Source organism: Ruegeria sp. B11 (assembly GCF_056539785.1).
Map to the genome: position 1 here is coordinate 217473 of NZ_JBQFVO010000001.1, position 16988 is coordinate 234460.

The 16988-nt window shown below is 57.2% G+C and carries 16 protein-coding genes; 5 read left to right on the forward strand and 11 right to left on the reverse strand.

Annotated features, from left to right (window positions below):
- Positions 1 to 20: 20 nt before the first annotated feature.
- Positions 21 to 1694, forward strand: coding sequence for a flotillin domain-containing protein (locus ACR0I1_RS01105; protein WP_170595861.1), 1674 nt, complete (start codon positions 21 to 23; stop codon positions 1692 to 1694).
- Positions 1695 to 1725: 31 nt separating this feature from the next.
- Here ACR0I1_RS01105 and ACR0I1_RS01110 read toward each other — a convergent pair whose 3' ends face one another.
- The 7 genes from ACR0I1_RS01110 to ACR0I1_RS01140 form a co-directional block, all read right to left on the reverse strand.
- A complete protein-coding gene (locus tag ACR0I1_RS01110; RefSeq protein WP_170393328.1) occupies positions 1726 to 2949 on the reverse strand; it encodes an MFS transporter in 1224 nt (407 codons plus the stop codon).
- Between the two features lie 80 nt (positions 2950 to 3029).
- Positions 3030 to 3575: a YceI family protein gene (locus ACR0I1_RS01115; RefSeq protein WP_480704608.1), complete on the reverse strand. Its 546-nt coding sequence runs from the start codon at positions 3573 to 3575 to the stop codon at positions 3030 to 3032.
- Positions 3576 to 3622: 47 nt separating this feature from the next.
- Positions 3623 to 4837 carry an MFS transporter gene (locus ACR0I1_RS01120; protein ID WP_170510795.1) on the reverse strand — a complete coding sequence of 405 codons (1215 nt, stop codon included), beginning with the start codon at positions 4835 to 4837 and terminating at the stop codon, positions 3623 to 3625.
- Between the two features lie 43 nt (positions 4838 to 4880).
- Positions 4881 to 5507: a hypothetical protein gene (locus ACR0I1_RS01125; protein WP_170421228.1), complete on the reverse strand. Its 627-nt coding sequence runs from the start codon at positions 5505 to 5507 to the stop codon at positions 4881 to 4883.
- A gap of 49 nt (positions 5508 to 5556) precedes the next feature.
- Entirely contained in the window at positions 5557 to 6138 is a 582-nt protein-coding gene (locus ACR0I1_RS01130) for a retropepsin-like aspartic protease family protein (protein ID WP_480561666.1), read from the reverse strand.
- A gap of 41 nt (positions 6139 to 6179) precedes the next feature.
- Complete coding sequence (locus ACR0I1_RS01135; RefSeq protein ID WP_170393323.1) at positions 6180 to 6800, reverse strand: MarC family protein; 621 nt, start codon at positions 6798 to 6800, stop codon at positions 6180 to 6182.
- Positions 6797 to 8650 carry an ABC-F family ATP-binding cassette domain-containing protein gene (locus ACR0I1_RS01140; RefSeq protein WP_480704610.1) on the reverse strand — a complete coding sequence of 618 codons (1854 nt, stop codon included), beginning with the start codon at positions 8648 to 8650 and terminating at the stop codon, positions 6797 to 6799. Before ACR0I1_RS01140 ends, ACR0I1_RS01135 begins: the two co-directional genes overlap by 4 nt.
- 105 nt (positions 8651 to 8755) lie before the next feature.
- On the opposite strand from ACR0I1_RS01140, the gene ACR0I1_RS01145 reads away from it, so the two are divergent.
- From ACR0I1_RS01145 to rpiB, 3 genes are all read left to right on the forward strand, one after another.
- On the forward strand, positions 8756 to 9958 hold the full coding sequence (locus ACR0I1_RS01145; protein ID WP_170405251.1) for a multidrug effflux MFS transporter: 1203 nt from the start codon (positions 8756 to 8758) through the stop codon (positions 9956 to 9958).
- Between the two features lie 104 nt (positions 9959 to 10062).
- Positions 10063 to 10485, forward strand: a complete 423-nt coding sequence (gene ndk / locus ACR0I1_RS01150) for a nucleoside-diphosphate kinase (protein ID WP_008757405.1) — start codon at positions 10063 to 10065, stop codon at positions 10483 to 10485.
- A gap of 118 nt (positions 10486 to 10603) precedes the next feature.
- The gene (gene rpiB / locus ACR0I1_RS01155; RefSeq protein WP_480704612.1) at positions 10604 to 11053 is read left to right on the forward strand and encodes a ribose 5-phosphate isomerase B; all 450 of its coding nucleotides are present in this window, start codon (positions 10604 to 10606) and stop codon (positions 11051 to 11053) included.
- Here rpiB and ACR0I1_RS01160 read toward each other — a convergent pair.
- The gene (locus tag ACR0I1_RS01160; RefSeq protein ID WP_480704614.1) at positions 11050 to 11397 is read right to left on the reverse strand and encodes a TfoX/Sxy family protein; all 348 of its coding nucleotides are present in this window, start codon (positions 11395 to 11397) and stop codon (positions 11050 to 11052) included. The two genes, rpiB and ACR0I1_RS01160, sit on opposite strands and share 4 nt — an antisense overlap.
- A 92-nt stretch (positions 11398 to 11489) precedes the next feature.
- Between ACR0I1_RS01160 and ACR0I1_RS01165 the strand changes: the two genes are divergently transcribed.
- The gene (locus ACR0I1_RS01165) at positions 11490 to 12713 is read left to right on the forward strand and encodes a cytochrome P450 (protein ID WP_170645922.1); all 1224 of its coding nucleotides are present in this window, start codon (positions 11490 to 11492) and stop codon (positions 12711 to 12713) included.
- A 35-nt stretch (positions 12714 to 12748) separates the two neighbouring features.
- On the opposite strand, the gene ACR0I1_RS01170 is transcribed toward ACR0I1_RS01165, so the two are convergent.
- The 3 genes from ACR0I1_RS01170 to ACR0I1_RS01180 form a co-directional block, all read right to left on the reverse strand.
- On the reverse strand, positions 12749 to 14119 hold the full coding sequence (locus ACR0I1_RS01170) for a sensor histidine kinase (RefSeq protein ID WP_480704616.1): 1371 nt from the start codon (positions 14117 to 14119) through the stop codon (positions 12749 to 12751).
- Complete coding sequence (locus tag ACR0I1_RS01175) at positions 14112 to 14792, reverse strand: response regulator transcription factor (protein WP_170393316.1); 681 nt, start codon at positions 14790 to 14792, stop codon at positions 14112 to 14114. The genes ACR0I1_RS01170 and ACR0I1_RS01175 overlap by 8 nt, the downstream gene beginning before the upstream one ends.
- A gap of 163 nt (positions 14793 to 14955) precedes the next feature.
- Entirely contained in the window at positions 14956 to 16392 is a 1437-nt protein-coding gene (locus ACR0I1_RS01180) for a DegQ family serine endoprotease (protein WP_480704618.1), read from the reverse strand.
- Between the last annotated feature and the right edge of the window lie 596 nt (positions 16393 to 16988).

Consider the following 16988-nt stretch of genomic DNA (forward strand, 5'->3'; position numbering starts at 1 on the left):
CCCAATCCGGAGGATATTGCATGGAACTATCATTCCTGGCCGTTACAGTTGTGACTATTTTAGCCGTACTCTTGTTCATAGGCCTTGTACTTGGCCGCCTTTATCGACGCGCCACGCGCGAGATCAGCCTGGTGAAAACCGGCGCGGGTGGCAAAAAGGTCATCATGGATGGCGGCGTCATCATCGTACCGTTGCTGCACGAAGTCAGCCCGGTCAACATGAAGACTCTGCGCCTTGAGGTGCAGCGCAGCGGTGAGGCCGCGCTCATCACCAAAGACCGGATGCGTGTCGACGTGGGTGTCGAATTCTACGTCTCGGTGATGGCGACTGAAGAGGGCATCGCACGCGCCGCGCAAACGCTGGGTGATCGCACCTTTGACGTCGAGCAACTACGTGAGATGATCGAAGGCAAGCTGATCGACGGTCTGCGCGCTGTGGCCGCTCAGATGACCATGGACGGTCTGCATGAAAACCGCGCCGACTTTGTGCAAGAGGTGCAGAATGCGGTGTCCGAGGACCTGCTTAAGAACGGTCTTTCGCTGGAGTCCGTCTCGCTGACTGCGCTGGACCAGACCCCGTTCGAGGCTCTGGACGAGAATAACGCCTTTAACGCCGTGGGTATGCGTAAGCTGGCCGAGGTGATCGCCATATCCAAAAAAGAACGCGCGCAGATCGACGCCGAGGCCGAGGTTGAGGTGCGTCGTGCGGCGATGGAAGCGGAGCGTCAGAAGTTGCTGATCGAACAGGACGAACAGCAGGCGCGCATCGAGCAGGCGCAGAAGGTGGAAACTCTTCGTGTGGCGCAAGAGGCGGAGATCGCAGCGCGAACTGAAGACTCGGTACGCGAAACCGAACGCGCCCGGATTGCCCGTGAAGAGGCCATTCGTTCCGCCGAGATTGAGCGCGAGCGCAAAATCCGCGATGCCGAGATCGCCAAAGAGCGTGAGATCGAAGTCGCGGAACAGGAACGCCAGATCATCATCGCGCAGAAATCCGAAGAGGAAAGCCGCGCGCGCGCATCCGCCGATCTGGCTCGAGCCGAGGCGACCAAAGCAACCGAAGCCGTGGCTACGGCGCGCGAAGTGGCCGAGGCCGAGCGCCAGAAGCAGATTGTTCTGATTGAAGCCACCCGTGAGGCCGAACGTCAGGCCACCGCGATCCGTTTGTCAGCGCAGGCCGAGAAAGAGGCCGCCGCAGATCGCGCCGAAGCCCGCCGCGAGGAAGCGCAGGCCGAAGCAGACGCGTTGAACATTCGCGCCGAGGCCAAGAAGAACGACATGCTGGCCGAGGCGGAAGGTAAGCGTGCGATCGTAGAGGCCGACAATGCCCTGTCACCTGAGCAGATCCGGATGAAGGTCGACTTGACCCGCATTGAAACCATGCCCTCGATCATCTCGGAAATGGTCAAACCGGCCGAAAAAATCGACTCGATCAAAATCCATCAGGTTGGTGGGATCGGAGCTGCCAATGGTGGTGGTGTTTCAAGCGGTGAAAAGCCGGTTGTCAATCAGGCGTTGGATTCGATCATGGGAATGGCCGTGCAGATGCCAGCGCTCAAGAAACTGGGCGAAGAGCTTGGCTTGTCCATGGAGAACGGCGTCGGGGGCGTGGTGAACGGTGCGCTTGAGAGCACCGTGGACCCAGATGAGGTGGTCGACGTGGTCGAGGGCCATGGGCCAGCGGTCCAGCAGTAAAACAGAAGGGCCGGGATTTCCCGGCCCTTTTTCATTGCTTTTCGCGAGAACCCTTGAGCAGCCTGCCGATGGTAAAGGATGTGCGCGGAGCATAGACATAATTCGTCCGTTTCTCGGGCGTCGGGCGCGAGCGCATACGGGCGAGGCCAAAAACAATAAGAAACACATGACCCAATGCAACAAAAGCAAACAGGGCTCCAGGGCCGAATTGCTGGATCAACGTGGATGAGATGTAGGGCGATGCAATCGCCCCCAGCGCGTACCAGAACATCAAGGCCGCTGCCAATTCAACGCGTTGTTCGGTCGTGGCAAAATCATTCGCATGCGCCGAGGAAACCGAGAAAATCGGAAACGTGGTCAGGCCAAAGAACCCGGCGGCCAGCATAACGCCGACCGTTCCAGTTCCGCTAGCCAACATCGTGACACCGCAGCTTAGCACCGCTGCCACGGATAGCCAGATCAGCACCCAGCGTCGATCATACTTGTCTGCGAGCCAACCCAAGGGGTACTGGGCCAGTGCGCCGCCCAGAACGAAAGAGGCCAGAAAGAATGCAATCTGATCTACGCCCAGTCCGACCTCCTGACCGTATACCGGGCCGACCATGCGCAATGATGCCGAACTGAGCGCAGCCACGATAACGCCCGCCACAGCCAGTGGTGAGCTGTGCCAGGCCAGCTTGGGGCGCAGGCGCGGGGTGTCCGGTGTCTTGGGTTGGCTGGCGCGAGTTAGGGCCAGCGGCAAGATCGATGCACAGCATAGGATCGCAAGCAGGTTGTATGAAACGTAAGAGGCGGGTGGCAGAACAGCAATGATAAGCTGTGCACAAAGCGAGGCCCCCATATCGGCGATACGATACGTACCCATCGCGCGCCCACGAGTTTCGTTGGTGACCTTGGCGTTAAGCCAAGCCTCGATCACGGTGTAACACCCGGCCACACAGGTTCCCGATGCGATACGCAGAGCGGCCCAGACATAAGGGTTTTCAGTCAGCGTATGCCCCAGCAACCCCATCGCGCCCAAAGCGGTGCAGACCGCAAATGCGCGCGAGTGCCCGACACTGCCCATAAGCCGCGGAGCCCACCAGCAACCAACAAAGAACCCGATAAAGTGCGATGACCCCAGCAGACCGATCTGTTCGGTCGAAAAATCAAGCGTCAGCCCCGAGATTGCATCCAGCGGACCGACACCGCCCGTTGAGAGCTGCAGCAGAATGACCGAAAGAAAGAGGGCGGCAAATGAAATGATCGTACGCATGATAGGTGCAACTTGACCTTGTCGCTACGAAATGCGCGCGCCTAATCGACGCCCTGACGTCGTTTTTTGCCTTTTTGTGGTTAATCCTGCCGGATGATTTCGGCGTGGATGTCCAGGCCGATCGTGGGTTGTACAAGACCAGGATATCCAGACGCGCCAAACTCATTTCGATTGATCGCCCCCTCTAGCCGGATGGACAGGGTGTCCAAATCATCCACCGCGCTTCCCGGTCTCCGATACAGGTTGGCGCTCAAAGTCACCGGACGCGTGATACCGCGCACTGTGAGATCGCCGGTCACGGTTGCACCTTCCGAGATACGGCCAGTGGGTCCCAGCTGAATCTTAGTCGTGATGAAACGGATGGTGGGGTATTGGGCAGCGTTCAACACACTTTTTCCCAACATCGGACCTCGGGCAAATGGTAGGTTCGTCCGCGCCCGGGCCACGTCCAGCACGACATCGACCCGGCTGTTTTGCAAGCGATTGGTATCAATCAGAATTTGGGCCGACTGTACTGGCATCGTGCCCGTCTGAAGCGCGCCGGACAAATCATAGGTGAAGCCAACGGAACTGCGCGATGCTGCCAGCGCATATGGGGTGAGGGCGGCCATCGCTGCCCGTGCCATTGGTAACGCGCAAAGGCTTGCAATCAGGCTGCGTCGGGTAAGGTTCCTCATGCCATCGCCGTGCGACCGCGCGGGCGCGAGCGTTTCATGAGCATCAGCACGATTGCGATGTTCAGCCCGTTCCAAAGGATGCCATTGATGAAAGCAAGCTGATAACTGCCAGTCACGTCATAGATCCAGCCCGACATCCAACCACCCAGAGCCATGCCGAGGATAGTCATCATCATGACAAAACCCACGCGCGCACCGGCCTCTTGCGGGGGCATATATTCACGTACAATCAGCGCGTAGCTGGGGACGATACCACCCTGGGCCAGCCCGAATAGCATGCTGACGACATAAAGCGAAACCATCCCATCATAAGGGAGAAACAGGAACAGAGCGATACATTGCAGGACCGAGCCAATCAGCAGTGTTGAAAGCCCTCCCAACCGGTCCGCGACAAGCCCCGAGATGATGCGGCTAACCACGCCGCCCAACAGCATCAGAGACAGCATCTCGGCCCCAACGGCCGGGCCATAGCCCAAGCCCACACAATAGGAGACAATATGGACCTGGGGCATCGACATGGCCACGCAGCAGCCGATACCAGCCAACCCAAGGATGTACTGCAGGGCGCGGGGTGAAAAGCCGACGCTTTGTGCTTTGACCTGTGCTGCCGCTGCTGCCGTGCCGTGCGCCTCGACGGGGACCTGTCTGCGCAAAAGCAGGGACAGAGGAATGACGGCGACCAGGGTGATGACGGCGAGACTCAGATAAACCTGCTGCCACCCGTCGCGCTGCAGAATGCCCGACAGCAGCGTGGGCCATATCGCGCCAGACAGGTAGTTGCCACTGGCCACCAGTGCCACGGCAATCCCTCGCCTGCGCATGAACCAATGCGAGATATCGGCGATCAGTGGTCCAAATCCGATTGACGTACCGAGCCCCAGCAGAAGATGCGCAACCGACAGCAGCGCGATATTCGGCGCAAGGGTTGCCAGCAGATAGCTTACCGCGCTCAGCACAGCGGCGCCGATCAACGCCATTGTCACGCCCAGTCGGTCCACCAGCTTGCCTAGCCACATGTTGCCGAAGGCAAAGCCGATCATGGCGAGCGTATAGGGCATCGACGCCGCGGCTCGGTCTGCGCCAAACTCGGCCTCGATGGCGGGCATGACGACGATCACAGCCCACATGCCCACATTGACCACGGTTGCGATGGCCAGGGTGATCAGCAGGCGAAGCCAGGAATATCGGCTGTCATGGATCGGGTGTGTCATGCCGGCACGCTAGGGGGCAAGTCCGGTTTTGGCCAGTCACAAGTTATGTGATCATCGGGGCGTCTTCGGATTTGATCTGCTTTAGCTGCAGTCCGGAATGAGGAGCGGCCCGCGTCACGTGCCAACTGGCCGGGGGCAGGGCGCGGGCGCGGCGGCGGGTCAGACACCAACTGCAGGCCTCGTCCCGATAGGTGGGCGCCATATGCCAGCGCGTCTCAATCCCCTGTGCGCCACCATCGTCAGGCGTCAGCAATAGCCCCAGCGGAGCCTGTCCCGATATGCCGCCCTGTTCGGCAGCCAGATGCATCCGCCGGACCGGGGTCAGACCCGGCGGGCCGGGCAAATCGCCAATGACCAACGGGGCGGCACCGCTGCGCAAGGCTTCTTCCATGCACCACAACAGGTCTTCGGGTTTGTCAGGGCGGATCAGCAGAAACCGGGACGGATCGGCAAAAGGCAGCATGCCCTCGGGATGCAGCTGCGCCACCTCCCAAGCCGGGGCAATCCACATCACTGGCCCTTGAGTCTGCCCCGCCACCCACAGAGCAAAGCTACGCCGGGCAGGGCCGCAGGCTTCGTGTACACGGGCCAGTTGCAGACTGATCTGTGGGTGCAGGGCCACCCCGGGTGGGGTGCGCGCGGGCTTGCGGCCAAGAAGATTGGTGGACATGCTGATCAAATTAGCATGTTCTCATTTTGTTCTCAATTGGGGAATGCGGTCAACGCGACAGGATTAGACGCCCATCTGCGAACTGGATGTTCGAAAAGCGGTGCAGATACGCCATCCCTAGCAAGGATTGACCCAGATCGCCTTCATTGACCGAGGCCAGGATACCGCGATCGGTGATGGGACCCAAAGACAGGCTGTCCAGCCGAACCGGCGCCGTACGCACAATGCCATTGGCCGTCGAGGCGCGGCCGAGATAGTTCAATTGATCCGTATCGATTCCAATTCGTTCGGCATCTTTCGGGCTGATGACGATATTGCTGGCCCCGGTATCGACCAGAAAGGTCACCGCTGTGCCATTCACCAGCATTGGTAAATAGTAGTGTCCATCATAAGAGCGGGGCACTTCAATCCGCTGATCAGTTACGGTCAGTTGCGGGGTCGGGCTGACGGTTGAACGGATGTCATCCCACAATCCGACAACGGCAATGACACCGATAAAGATAAACACCCAAGCCGCGACCTGCTGCATGGTTTTGCCCAAAGACTGACGGTTCTGAGTGATAAACCACATCAACAGGGCCGCACCCAGCAAAACCAGATAGGTCAATCGCCCAATATCGTAGCCGTCCATTCAATCACCCGAAATCAGTTTTCTCATACCAATATGGTGTTTCAAGAGGCGAAACCAAAGGCTTTGAGGCCATCAAGAATGAACTGAACCGACAGTGCAGCCAGCAGCATACCCAGCAGCCGTGTCAGCACGTTCAGCCCGGTTTTACCGAGAATACGGGCGATCATGCCGCCGGCCAGAAAGAACACAAATACAACCAACATGACGGCAAGCATAACAGCGCAGGCCGCTGCGATCCCAGGGACGCCCGGGTTTTGTCCGGCCAAAAGAATGATTGTTGCGATCGATCCAGGGCCCGCGATCAGGGGTATGGCCAGGGGGAAAACCGAAGGGTCAGAATGATCTTCTTCCTCGGCGCGGTCCTCGCGGCGTTTGGTACGGCGGTCGAACAGCATGTCCAGCGCAGTCAGAAACAAAAGCGCGCCACCTGCAACGCGGAAGGCTTCCATCGAGATGCCGACGAATCCAAGAACTGCTTCACCAAAAGCGGCAAAGGCGATCAGGATGAAAACCGCGGTCAGGCAGCTGCGAATGGCAATCTTACGGCGTGTGGCCGCATCCATGTCCTGCGTCAAGGCAACGAAAATTGGCGTGGTTCCGAAAGGGTCGATCACCACAAACATCGTGGTGAAAGCCGTTATGAAAAAGGCCATGTCGATCATGCTGCGCTCTCTGCCTGTTCCAACCGTTCTGCGGCGGCAACCCATAGGGCTTCGGCCTTTTGCATGGCTTCGACCACCTCGGCGAATTTGCGGTTCCAGGTTTCCAGATCGTTGATCCGGTCATCTTCATAAAGCGCCGGATCGGCCAGCTTGGCAGAAAGCTTGTCGTGCATATCGGTCAGTTTCTCGACCCGGTCTTCGCATTTGCGCAGATCCGCACGCAGGGCCAATACGGTCTCGCGTGACGCACGTTTGGGTTTGGGCGCCTGTAGTTTATCTTTGACCGGTTTCTCGCGGGCCAGCAAAAGAGCGCGATAGGCCTCAAGATCGCCATCGAATGGCTTCACGGTGCCATCCGAGACCAGCCATAGCCGATCAGCGACAAGCGACAGTAGGTGCATGTCGTGGCTGACCAAGATGACCGCGCCGGAATAGGCAGTCAGCGCTTCGACCAGCGCTTCGCGGCTTTCGATGTCCAGATGGTTCGTCGGTTCGTCAAGGATCAGCATATGCGGCGCGTCGATGGTAGCGATCAGCAGCGACAAACGCGCTTTTTGCCCGCCAGAAAGACGCCCGACTAACGTTTCCGCCTGATCCGCGTTCAATCCGAACCCCGCCAGACGCGAGCGCCACTTGCCGGGCGCCTCATTCGGGCGCAGGCGGCGCAGGTGATCCAATGGTGTTTCGTCCACATACAGCTCATCTACCTGATGCTGCGCGAAATAGCCGATGCGCAGCTTGGAGCTTCGGGTCATTTTACCCGCCATCAGGGGTAGGCGGTCAGATAGCAGTTTTGAAAGGGTTGACTTGCCCTGACCATTCTTGCCCAGCAGAGCGATCCGATCATCCTGATCAATACGCAGGTTCAGTCGTCGCAGAACCTCGGTCTCACCATAACCGGTTACCCCTCCTTCAAGTTGAATGATCGGTGGCGACAGTTCTTCTGGCTCGGGGAATGAAAAGGCGCGCAAAGCCGCCTCTTGCGGAGTTGAAACCAGTTGGATGCGCTCGATCATCTTCAAACGAGACTGGGCCTGAACGGCCTTTGACGCCTTATAGCGGAAACGATCCACGAAACTTTGCAGATGTGCGATGCGGGCCTTGGCCTTGGCGTTTTCCGACTCTGCTTGTGCCAGACGTTCAGCGCGACGTTCGGCAAACTTGTCGTAGGGAACCGCGTAATAAGTCAGTTTGCGATCTTCGAGATGCAGAATTGATCCGACGGCGCGGTTCAACAACCCCCGGTCGTGGCTGATGATGATGACGGTGTGAGGGTATTTGGCCAGATAGCTTTCAAGCCACAACGCACCTTCAAGGTCCAGATAGTTGGTCGGTTCGTCCAACAGCAACAGGTCAGGCTGCGAAAACAGTACGGCCGCCAGCGCTACCCTCATGCGCCATCCGCCCGAGAAATCCGAACAGGGTTTCAGCTGATCCTCATCGTCAAAGCCCAGTCCTTTGAGAATTGAGGCTGCCCGAGCCTCAGCCGACCATGCGTCGATATCAGCCAGCCGTGTCTGGATTTCAGCAATTCGGTCCGGATCTATTGCGCTGTCTGCTTCGGCCATCAATGTGCTGCGTTCCACATCCGCGGCCAGAACCGTGTTGATCAGCGAGACATCCGAGGACGGCACTTCCTGCGCCACGCCCCCGATCCGCGCGCGTTTTGGCAGGGATATATTGCCTGATTCCAGCGACAGCTCGCCCCGGATCAACCGAAAGAGCGTCGTCTTTCCGGTACCATTGCGCCCGACAAGGCCGACCTTGTGGCCATCGGGAATGGTCGCACTGGCCCCGTCGAACAGAGGACGCCCTTCAACGGCGTATGTGATGTTATCGATCCGTAGCATGAGGCGCTCTTATCAGAGCATCCAAGACGCCGCCAGAGGTCACCATGTTCAAGCCAGAAGCAATGTGTTAGCGCTGTTCCGGTTCGTCTTCCAAACGGTTTCGATATGCGTGCGGCTCAATCTCCTCCAACCCTGATTACGCTGATCTTTGCAACGGCGCTCTCGGTTCTGACACTGAACATGTTCCTTCCGTCGCTGGCGCATATGAGCGAAGATTTCGGCGTGGATTATGGCCTGATGAACGTGGCCGTCGCAGGGTACCTATTTGTCTCGGCGGTCTTGCAGTTGATCGTCGGGCCGCTGTCGGATCGCTACGGGCGCAGGCCGGTTTTGTTGATCGCGATGGTCATATTTGTCGCCGCATCAATTGGATGCGTTTTAGCCGAGTCAATCTGGGTTTTCCTTTCGTTTCGGATGATTCAGGCGGCGGTGGTGGCCGGGCCGGTGCTGTCGAGTGCTTCGATCCGCGACCGATATCCACCAAACGAGGCCGCCAGCAAGCTGGGCTATGTCGCAATGGCCATGGCACTGGCACCGATGCTTGGGCCAATGCTAGGTGGCGCGCTGGATATGCTTTTTGGTTGGCGGGCCGGGTTCGTGCTGTATTCGCTGCTTGGGGCAGGGGTGCTGTTGCTGCTTTGGGCTGACATGGGTGAAACCAACACCAACCGCTCGTCGACTTTCGCGGCGCAGATGCGGGAATACCCGCATTTGTTCCGCGCGCGTAGGTTCTGGGGTTACGCCTTATGCGCCGCGTTCTCCATCGGCGGTTTTTTTAGTTTTATCACCGGCGCGCCTCTGGTCGCCGCAGCCTGGTTCGACCTGAGCCCAGCAATGCTGGGTCTGGGCATCGGTATCATCACGGGCGGGTTTATGGTCGGCAACTTTGTCACCGGGCGCATCGCAAAGCGCACCCAGCTGACGACAATGATCTTGTTCGGTCGGGTAGTGGCGTCGGTTGGGCCATTTTGCGGGCTGCTGCTGTTCATCGGCAATATGGGCTCGGTCTGGGTGTTTTTTGGATCCGCCATCTGCGTTGGTTTCGGAAATGGTTTGACCAATGCAAATGCCTCGGCCGGGGTGATGTCGGTACGTCCGAAACTAGCCGGCAGCGCGGCTGGATTATCAGGCGCCTTGATTGTGGCACTGGGGGCTGTCTTGACCATGATGACCGGGACGTTTGTAAGCCCTGAAAATGGGCCATATCTGGTGCTGAGCATGATGTGCGGCAGCAGCTTTGCTGGTCTTTTGGCAGTGCTCTATGTCCGCCGGTTGGATCGTACCGACCCACTGCCTGAGGCGATCTGAGCGATAAACGATCATAACGCTTTTCATGAGACAAATACCATGTTAGGCGGCGCGCGATGGATTTCGGCGCGAGGATCGCGCCCTTAAGTCAAGGAGAGGCCAATATGGCACTGGAACGCACATTCTCGATCATCAAACCCGATGCAACCCGCCGCAACCTGACTGGCAAGATCAATGCCAAGTTCGAAGAAGCTGGCCTGCGCATCGTTGCGCAAAAGCGCATCCACATGACCAAAGCTCAAGCAGGCAAGTTCTATGACGTGCACGCCGAGCGTCCGTTCTATGACGAACTGTGCGAATTCATGTCGTCGGCCCCTGTTGTTGTTCAGGTTCTCGAAGGCGAAGGTGCCATTGCAAAGAACCGCGAAGTCATGGGCGCAACCAACCCTGCAGACGCAGCACCTGGCACCATCCGCGCCGAGTTCGCTGAATCGGTCGGTGAAAACTCGGTCCACGGTTCGGACGCACCGGAAACTGCCGCGGTTGAGATCGCCTACTTCTTCTCGGGCATCGAACTGGTCGGCTAATCGGTCGTCAGATCACAGCTTTAGGCCGTACCCCATATCGGGTGCGGCCTTTCTTATGAGGGCAGGGCTCAAGAGTGTTTGTCCGCATTGCTTTAGTCGACAGGAGCGAAATGCCGTCATGAGCACAAACAAACGCATTGTTCTTTCCAGTGATCACGCTGCAATCGACCTCAGGCAGGCTATCTCTGCTTACGTTGAAGCCCAAGGTTGGGAGGTCGTAGATATCGGCCCGACCACATCGGAAAGCACTCATTATCCCGAACACGGAGCTGCCGCCGCGCGCCTCGTGGCTTCGGGTGATTGTCGCTTTGGTATCATCTTGTGTGGCACCGGACAGGGTATCATGATGGCGGCGAACAAAATCAACGGCGTCAGATGTGGCGTTTGCAGTGATGTCTTTTCGGCCCAGATGATCCGACAGCACAACGACGCAAACATGCTCTCGCTGGGGGCGCGGATTATCGATGAAAAGCAAGCACTGGAAATCACGGCTGCTTTCCTGACATCCGAATTCGAAGGTGGTCGCCACGCAACGCGGGTCGACATGATCGGGGTGCTCGAAGCCTAGTCTGCCGCCAAATCCTTGGCTGAAATTCGCACGCCCAAAGCATCAAGATCGGCAATCATCCGATGCTTTGGCGCTATGCTGACTCCGGCTTTGATCGCATCGAACCGTTCGCGCAAGGCCTTCTTTTCCTCGCCCTTGCAGTCATTCCAGGGTCGGCCTTGCAAGCCCATGACCAGTACATAATAGCCGATGAAATGAGGGCGCGTTCCGGCCTGTAACAGGCGCGTATAAGCCTCGTCTGCTCCCAACGCTCGCAACTCCTGAGCTGTCATAATGCCCGCACGTGCGCAGGCTTGCTCGAACGCCGGGCCAAGATTGCGGATGGCGGATATCGGATCAGACATGCCTTGTCTTATCCCGCCCGATACGGCCTGTCACCCGCTCAAGGTTGTTTGCAGCTTCCCTTTCCGCTACCCAAGCGTTGGAGGGGCCAAGAATGAACGATCTAAGCCTAGAGAATGTCGCGCAAAATCTGGACCTGATGAACCCGCCCGAGGGGTTTGTCGACGGCCCGTTCCCCTTTTACGATGCTCTGCTTGAGCATGCGCCAATATTGCGGCAGCCGGACGGTTCCATGTTGTTGTCGCGCCATGCGGATCTGGATGCCATTTATCGCAACACGACGCTTTATTCCTCGGATAAAGAGGCTGCGTTCGGCCCTAAATTCGGTGTTGGCTCGCCGTTATTCGAACATCATACAACTTCACTGGTGTTCTCCGATCCGCCGCTGCACACGCGGGTGCGCAAGATCATGACCTCAGCCCTGACGCCCCGGGCAATCGCGCGGATGGAGCCGGGTCTGATCGAAACCGTTGATACGCTGCTGGATGATATGGCGGGCAGGGGACGGGTTGATCTGATTGCGGATTTTGCCTCGACCATTCCAATCCAGATCATCGGCAATCTGCTGGATGTACCGATGGATGAACGCGCGCCTCTGCGCGATTGGTCTCTGGCTATCCTTGGTGCTTTGGAACCCGCTTTGACGGAAGCTCAGCTGGAAAAGGGTCACACTGCTGTTCGCGACTTCAAAACTTACCTTCGGGATCTCGTCGCCCGTCGTCGCGCAAAACCGGGAGATCCGGAAACAGATGTTCTGACACGTCTGATCCGTGGCGAAGGCGCGGATGAGATGCTGAGCGAGATTGAGCTTCTGCAAAACTGCATCTTCATACTGAACGCGGGCCACGAAACGACCACCAATCTGATCGGCAATGGGCTGGCGCTGCTTCATGACTATCCAGAACAACGCCAAAGACTGTTGGAAGATGGCGAATTGATTGCTCCGGCGGTTGAAGAGGTCTTGCGCTTTCGGTCGCCCAACCAATTTGGCAACCGGGAAACTACGGCGGACGTTGAAATCCGAGGACATCAGATCGCCAAAGGAACGAACCTGCATCTATGTATCGGGGCAGCGAACCGTGATCCCGAGGTGTTCACCGACCCGACCCGGTTTGACATCACACGCAAGCCGAACAGGCACCTAGCTTTCGCAGGCGGGCCGCATGTCTGCGTTGGCCTGACTTTGGCGCGTCTTGAAGGTCGTGTTGCATTGGGCCGGTTGTTGAATCGTTTTCCCGATTACCAGATTCAAGGAAAACGGGTGCAGGGTGGTCGCATTCGCTTTCACGGATACGCTTCCTTGCCTGCAGTTATGTAATTTTATCAAGGCTATAGTAGATGCTCTTCATGTAATTACGAATTGCGTGACAACTTCAGAGTTGTCTCAAGCCCTGGCTTCCGGTTACGCGCAAGAAATGTGCCGCCGTGCATATGCGAAATTGCCGCCACAAGCGCCAGTCCAAGACCGGCATTGCGCCCGGTCCTTGCAGGATCAAGCGTGACAAACGGCATCTGCAATCGGGGCAGATCGCTTTCTGGTACGCCAGGGCCCCGGTCGCGAACGCTGAGTAACGCATAGTCGCCGTCGTCTCGAATTTCGATGGTGATCGCTGTGCCGGGCGGGGCGTAGCGCATGGCGTTTTCAAGAAGGTTCGACAGTGCTTGAGACAGCAGAGGGCGATGGCCTTGGATTGGGTCCGCGTTTCCAACGACCTCAAGTCGGATGTTCTGATCAGACGCGACAGGTTCGTATAACTCAACCACGTCACCGACCAGTTGCAAAAGCTTTACCGGTTCAAATTGTTCGCGGCCCAGACCGGCCTCGGCGCGCGAAATCTCGGTCAGTTGGCTGAGAACGCGCAGCAGGTGATCAATCTCGCCGGTCGCGCGCGCCATGTCGATCTCGCGATCTTGATCGCTTTTGCCGGGCTCAGCCAGGGATTCGACCCGTTGCCGCAGTCGCGACAGGGGAGAGCGCAGGTCATGAGCAATAGAATTGGACGTTGTGCGCAGTTTGCTGATCAGTTCTTCAATACGATCCAGCATGTTGTTCAATGTGGCCGCGACCTGATCGAATTCATCGCCCGTGCCTCGTAGAGGCATGCGCAGAGCTAAATCTCCGGAAACGATATTGTCGGCTGTATTGGCGATGTCTTTCAGTCGTGAAAACACCAGCCGGGTCAGCAGCCAGCCGGTCAATAAACTCAGCGCCAATGCCGTGGCAAGTGCCAGCGCGACTGACCGGAACAGAACCCGGTCGAATTGCTGTCTGGCCAATGAATCACGCCCGACAAGCAGCCTCTCACCACCCGGCAGCCGGACTGAAGCGGCAGAGATCGGGACATATTGATCCGTATCTTCTTTGCGAAGCTGAAGATCGACCCAGCCGCTGCCCGGAGTTATCCCTTCCGGCCAATGCGTCAGGTTGCCCGCCAGTTTCGTGCCTTGCCGACCTGTCAGCAGGTACAAGGCATCCCGCTCAGCCGCTGTCGGCAAGCGGCGGTCGATGGCCGAGATCAACCCGATCATGCCACGCCGTTCATATTCATCTGCGAGGCCCGTAAGCTCGGCCTGAACGACCGAACGCGTCTCGCCTGAAATCGTGCGATTGGCCGTAAAATACACCATCGTCAGAACGGTCGCCGTCAGCAAAGTGCTAAGCACCATGCTGGCCAGAACCAACCGAGTACGAGAGTTTTTCAGCGACAGGCGCAGGTTATCCATCCGAAACCATGTATCCGGCGCCTCGGACTGTTTCAATCACCGGGTCGGCTCCGTCTTCATCAAGCTGGCGGCGCAGTTTCGAAATATGGACGTCGACCACGTTGGTGTTCGGGTCAAAGTGGTAATCCCACACACCTTCAAGCAACATCGTGCGCGAGACGACGCGGTTTTTTCGGCGCAGAAAGAACTCCAGAATTTGAAATTCGCGCGGGGTCAGGGTGATTTCACGACCGTTGCGCGTGACCTTGCGGGTCAACAGATCCATTTCGAGATCGCGGCACGCAAGGGTAGGCGTTTCTTCGGCTTCTTGCGGTCGACGCAACAGGGCTTCGATCCGGGCATGAAGTTCCTGGAATGAAAATGGTTTGACCAGATAATCGTCTGCGCCCGCGCGGAGGCCTTTGACTCGCTCATCCACTGCACTCATGGCGGTTAACATCAGAACAGGTGTTTTCAACCCAGCCGCACGCATTGACTTAATCAGTGATAACCCGTCCAGCCCGGGAAGCATTCGGTCCAGTACGACCGCATCAAATCCGCCGTCAGTTGCGTGGTACAGGCCTTCGCGGCCATCTGATGCGACTTCGACAACATAGCCTTCTTCACCAAATCCCTTGGCAATGAAGTCCCGTGTGTCTTGGTCATCTTCAACGATCAACAAGCGTCTGCTCATGGTCAGGGCTCCTTCCCAATGGGATTTAAACACACATACTCTTTGAAAAAAACATGCCGGGTGCAAAGGTGCACCCGGCTGTTCCGGCGGCACGTGGACAATCCGTGCCTGCCAGAATAAGCGCTCCAGATTTCCCCATCATGTGGCGCGCTTAGGTGTAGGGTTAGGCGATTTCGACCGCGACGAAGATCTGGTTGCCACCGCGATTGATCAAAACCAGAGCTGGATCCGTCTTTTCGTTCTCCAGCGCTTCTTTCAAAGCGTCTGGCGTAACGGTATCCAGATTGCCCAGTCGAACGATCACATCACCACGCTGCAATCCGGCCTTGGCCGCAGGGCTTTCGGGCTCCAGATCGGTGACAACAACACCATCGATGTTCTCGGCCACGCCAATCTCGGCGCGGGCGGTTTCGGTCAGCGGTGCCACGGTTACGCCCAGCGACGTACCTTCGAACTTGTCTTCAACCACGCTATCGGTCGCCGCCGAGGCTGACTGATGCTGACCGATTGTCAGTTCGATCTGTTCTTCTTTGCCATTTCGAAGAACAGTCAGCGTGCTATCAGTACCTACCTTGGTCGTGCCAACCAGGATCGGAAGATCGCTACTGGAATCAACGGCTTCGTCATTGAAGGTCAGGATCACGTCACCTTGCTGCAGTACGCCATCGGCCGGGCTGTCAGGTACAACATCCGATACCAGTGCACCTGTTGCCGTATCGATACCCATCGCAGCAGCCAGTTCGGGGCTGACATTCTGGATCGACACTCCCAACCAACCGCGGCTGACCTCGCCGTCATCGCGCAGATCAGCCGTGATGTGATCTACAATATTCGAAGTCACCGCAAAGCCGAGCCCGACTGAGCCGCCGCTGGGCGAATAGATCGCCGAGTTTACACCGATCACCTCACCATCCATGTTGAATAGCGGACCACCCGAGTTGCCTTTGTTGATAGCAGCGTCGGTCTGGATGAATTCGGCGTAGGGACCTTCCGAAATATTGCGCCCCTTCGCGGAAACAATACCGGTCGTAACAGTTGCATTCAGGCCAAACGGGTTGCCGATGGCGACGACGTCTTCGCCCACGCGAATGACATCGCTGTCACCCATTTGAACGGCTTGCAGGTCTTCTCCTGCGTCGATTTTAAGCACGGCGATGTCCGTAAGCGGATCTGTACCAACGATTTCAGCTTCGAATGTGCGGTTATCGCTCAGACGTACGGTCACTTCGCTAGCGTTATCGACAACGTGGTGGTTGGTGACGATGTATCCTGCCTTATCCAGCACAAAGCCTGATCCCAAACCCTGGCTGGGGCCTCGCTGCGGCATGTCAAATCCTTCAGGACCGCCGAACCGTTTAAAGAACTCGCCAAAGGGATGGTTTTCGAGGTCGAACTCCTGACCTTGTGTGGGGCGTGGTTTGGCATCTTGCTTGGCGGTGATCGTGACCACCGAAGGCGAGACGGTTTCGACCAGATCGGCCAGAGCCTCGTCTGCCATTGCGGGCAGGGCGGTGGTGGCCATCATGGCCGCGCCCAGTGCGGTAGCTCCCATCCAGCTGGATGTGCGTGGAATAAGCAGTGAGGATTTACGGATGCTCATTTTGACTCCTGTCTATTTCGGCGGTTGATCCCGCGCATTGAGACAGGAGATGCACTGGCAACCTTGGGATATCCTGAGAGAAATATTAAGAAACCTTAATTTCGCCACGTTTCGCCGCTTTAATGACTCCGTTCAAGGTGCTCGGGTAGCAAGAATCAGCTTGGGTGCTATGTGGCGAATCGGTGGATTGTTGCCGATAAAGTCAATAATTTCGAAAAAGCATTGAATTGATTCATTTTTGTTAACAAAGAAACGACGCTTTTGCGGTCTCAAAAATACTTCTCCTAAAAGTTGCGTGAGATGGAGTGTTCAAATTTCGAACACGCCCGTCGATGCCTTTGAAATAGGTAAGTTAGCCGTATTCTAAGTGCGCAACTGACGGAAACTTCTGGAAAAAGTATAAGTCGATGCAACCATTGGTAGAATCCAGAGTGTTGCATTGTTGCTCAAAAGCCAGTGCGCCTGCGCTGAAATTTACCATTTCATCCAATTTTACATTGTTTGAACGCATCGGATCAGCGACATTGGAGTTGCCCAAGTGAGGGGGGCCTTAGGCACTAGGGGGTGTCAAAGGCGCATCTCAGTCTCCATAGCGC

Excerpts from the sequence above, each read along its gene's own strand:
- ACR0I1_RS01105 (WP_170595861.1), top strand. The coding sequence starts at position 21 with ATGGAACTATCATTCCTGGCCGTTACAGTTGTGACTATTTTAGCCGTA.
- ACR0I1_RS01110 (WP_170393328.1), bottom strand. The coding sequence starts at position 2,949 with ATGCGTACGATCATTTCATTTGCCGCCCTCTTTCTTTCGGTCATTCTG.
- ACR0I1_RS01115 (WP_480704608.1), bottom strand. The coding sequence starts at position 3,575 with ATGGCACGGGCAGCGATGGCCGCCCTCACCCCATATGCGCTGGCAGCA.
- ACR0I1_RS01120 (WP_170510795.1), bottom strand. The coding sequence starts at position 4,837 with ATGACACACCCGATCCATGACAGCCGATATTCCTGGCTTCGCCTGCTG.
- ACR0I1_RS01125 (WP_170421228.1), bottom strand. The coding sequence starts at position 5,507 with ATGTCCACCAATCTTCTTGGCCGCAAGCCCGCGCGCACCCCACCCGGG.
- ACR0I1_RS01130 (WP_480561666.1), bottom strand. The coding sequence starts at position 6,138 with ATGGACGGCTACGATATTGGGCGATTGACCTATCTGGTTTTGCTGGGT.
- ACR0I1_RS01135 (WP_170393323.1), bottom strand. The coding sequence starts at position 6,800 with ATGATCGACATGGCCTTTTTCATAACGGCTTTCACCACGATGTTTGTG.
- ACR0I1_RS01140 (WP_480704610.1), bottom strand. The coding sequence starts at position 8,650 with ATGCTACGGATCGATAACATCACATACGCCGTTGAAGGGCGTCCTCTG.
- ACR0I1_RS01145 (WP_170405251.1), top strand. The coding sequence starts at position 8,756 with ATGCGTGCGGCTCAATCTCCTCCAACCCTGATTACGCTGATCTTTGCA.
- ndk (WP_008757405.1), top strand. The coding sequence starts at position 10,063 with ATGGCACTGGAACGCACATTCTCGATCATCAAACCCGATGCAACCCGC.
- rpiB (WP_480704612.1), top strand. The coding sequence starts at position 10,604 with ATGAGCACAAACAAACGCATTGTTCTTTCCAGTGATCACGCTGCAATC.
- ACR0I1_RS01160 (WP_480704614.1), bottom strand. The coding sequence starts at position 11,397 with ATGTCTGATCCGATATCCGCCATCCGCAATCTTGGCCCGGCGTTCGAG.
- ACR0I1_RS01165 (WP_170645922.1), top strand. The coding sequence starts at position 11,490 with ATGAACGATCTAAGCCTAGAGAATGTCGCGCAAAATCTGGACCTGATG.
- ACR0I1_RS01170 (WP_480704616.1), bottom strand. The coding sequence starts at position 14,119 with ATGGATAACCTGCGCCTGTCGCTGAAAAACTCTCGTACTCGGTTGGTT.
- ACR0I1_RS01175 (WP_170393316.1), bottom strand. The coding sequence starts at position 14,792 with ATGAGCAGACGCTTGTTGATCGTTGAAGATGACCAAGACACACGGGAC.
- ACR0I1_RS01180 (WP_480704618.1), bottom strand. The coding sequence starts at position 16,392 with ATGAGCATCCGTAAATCCTCACTGCTTATTCCACGCACATCCAGCTGG.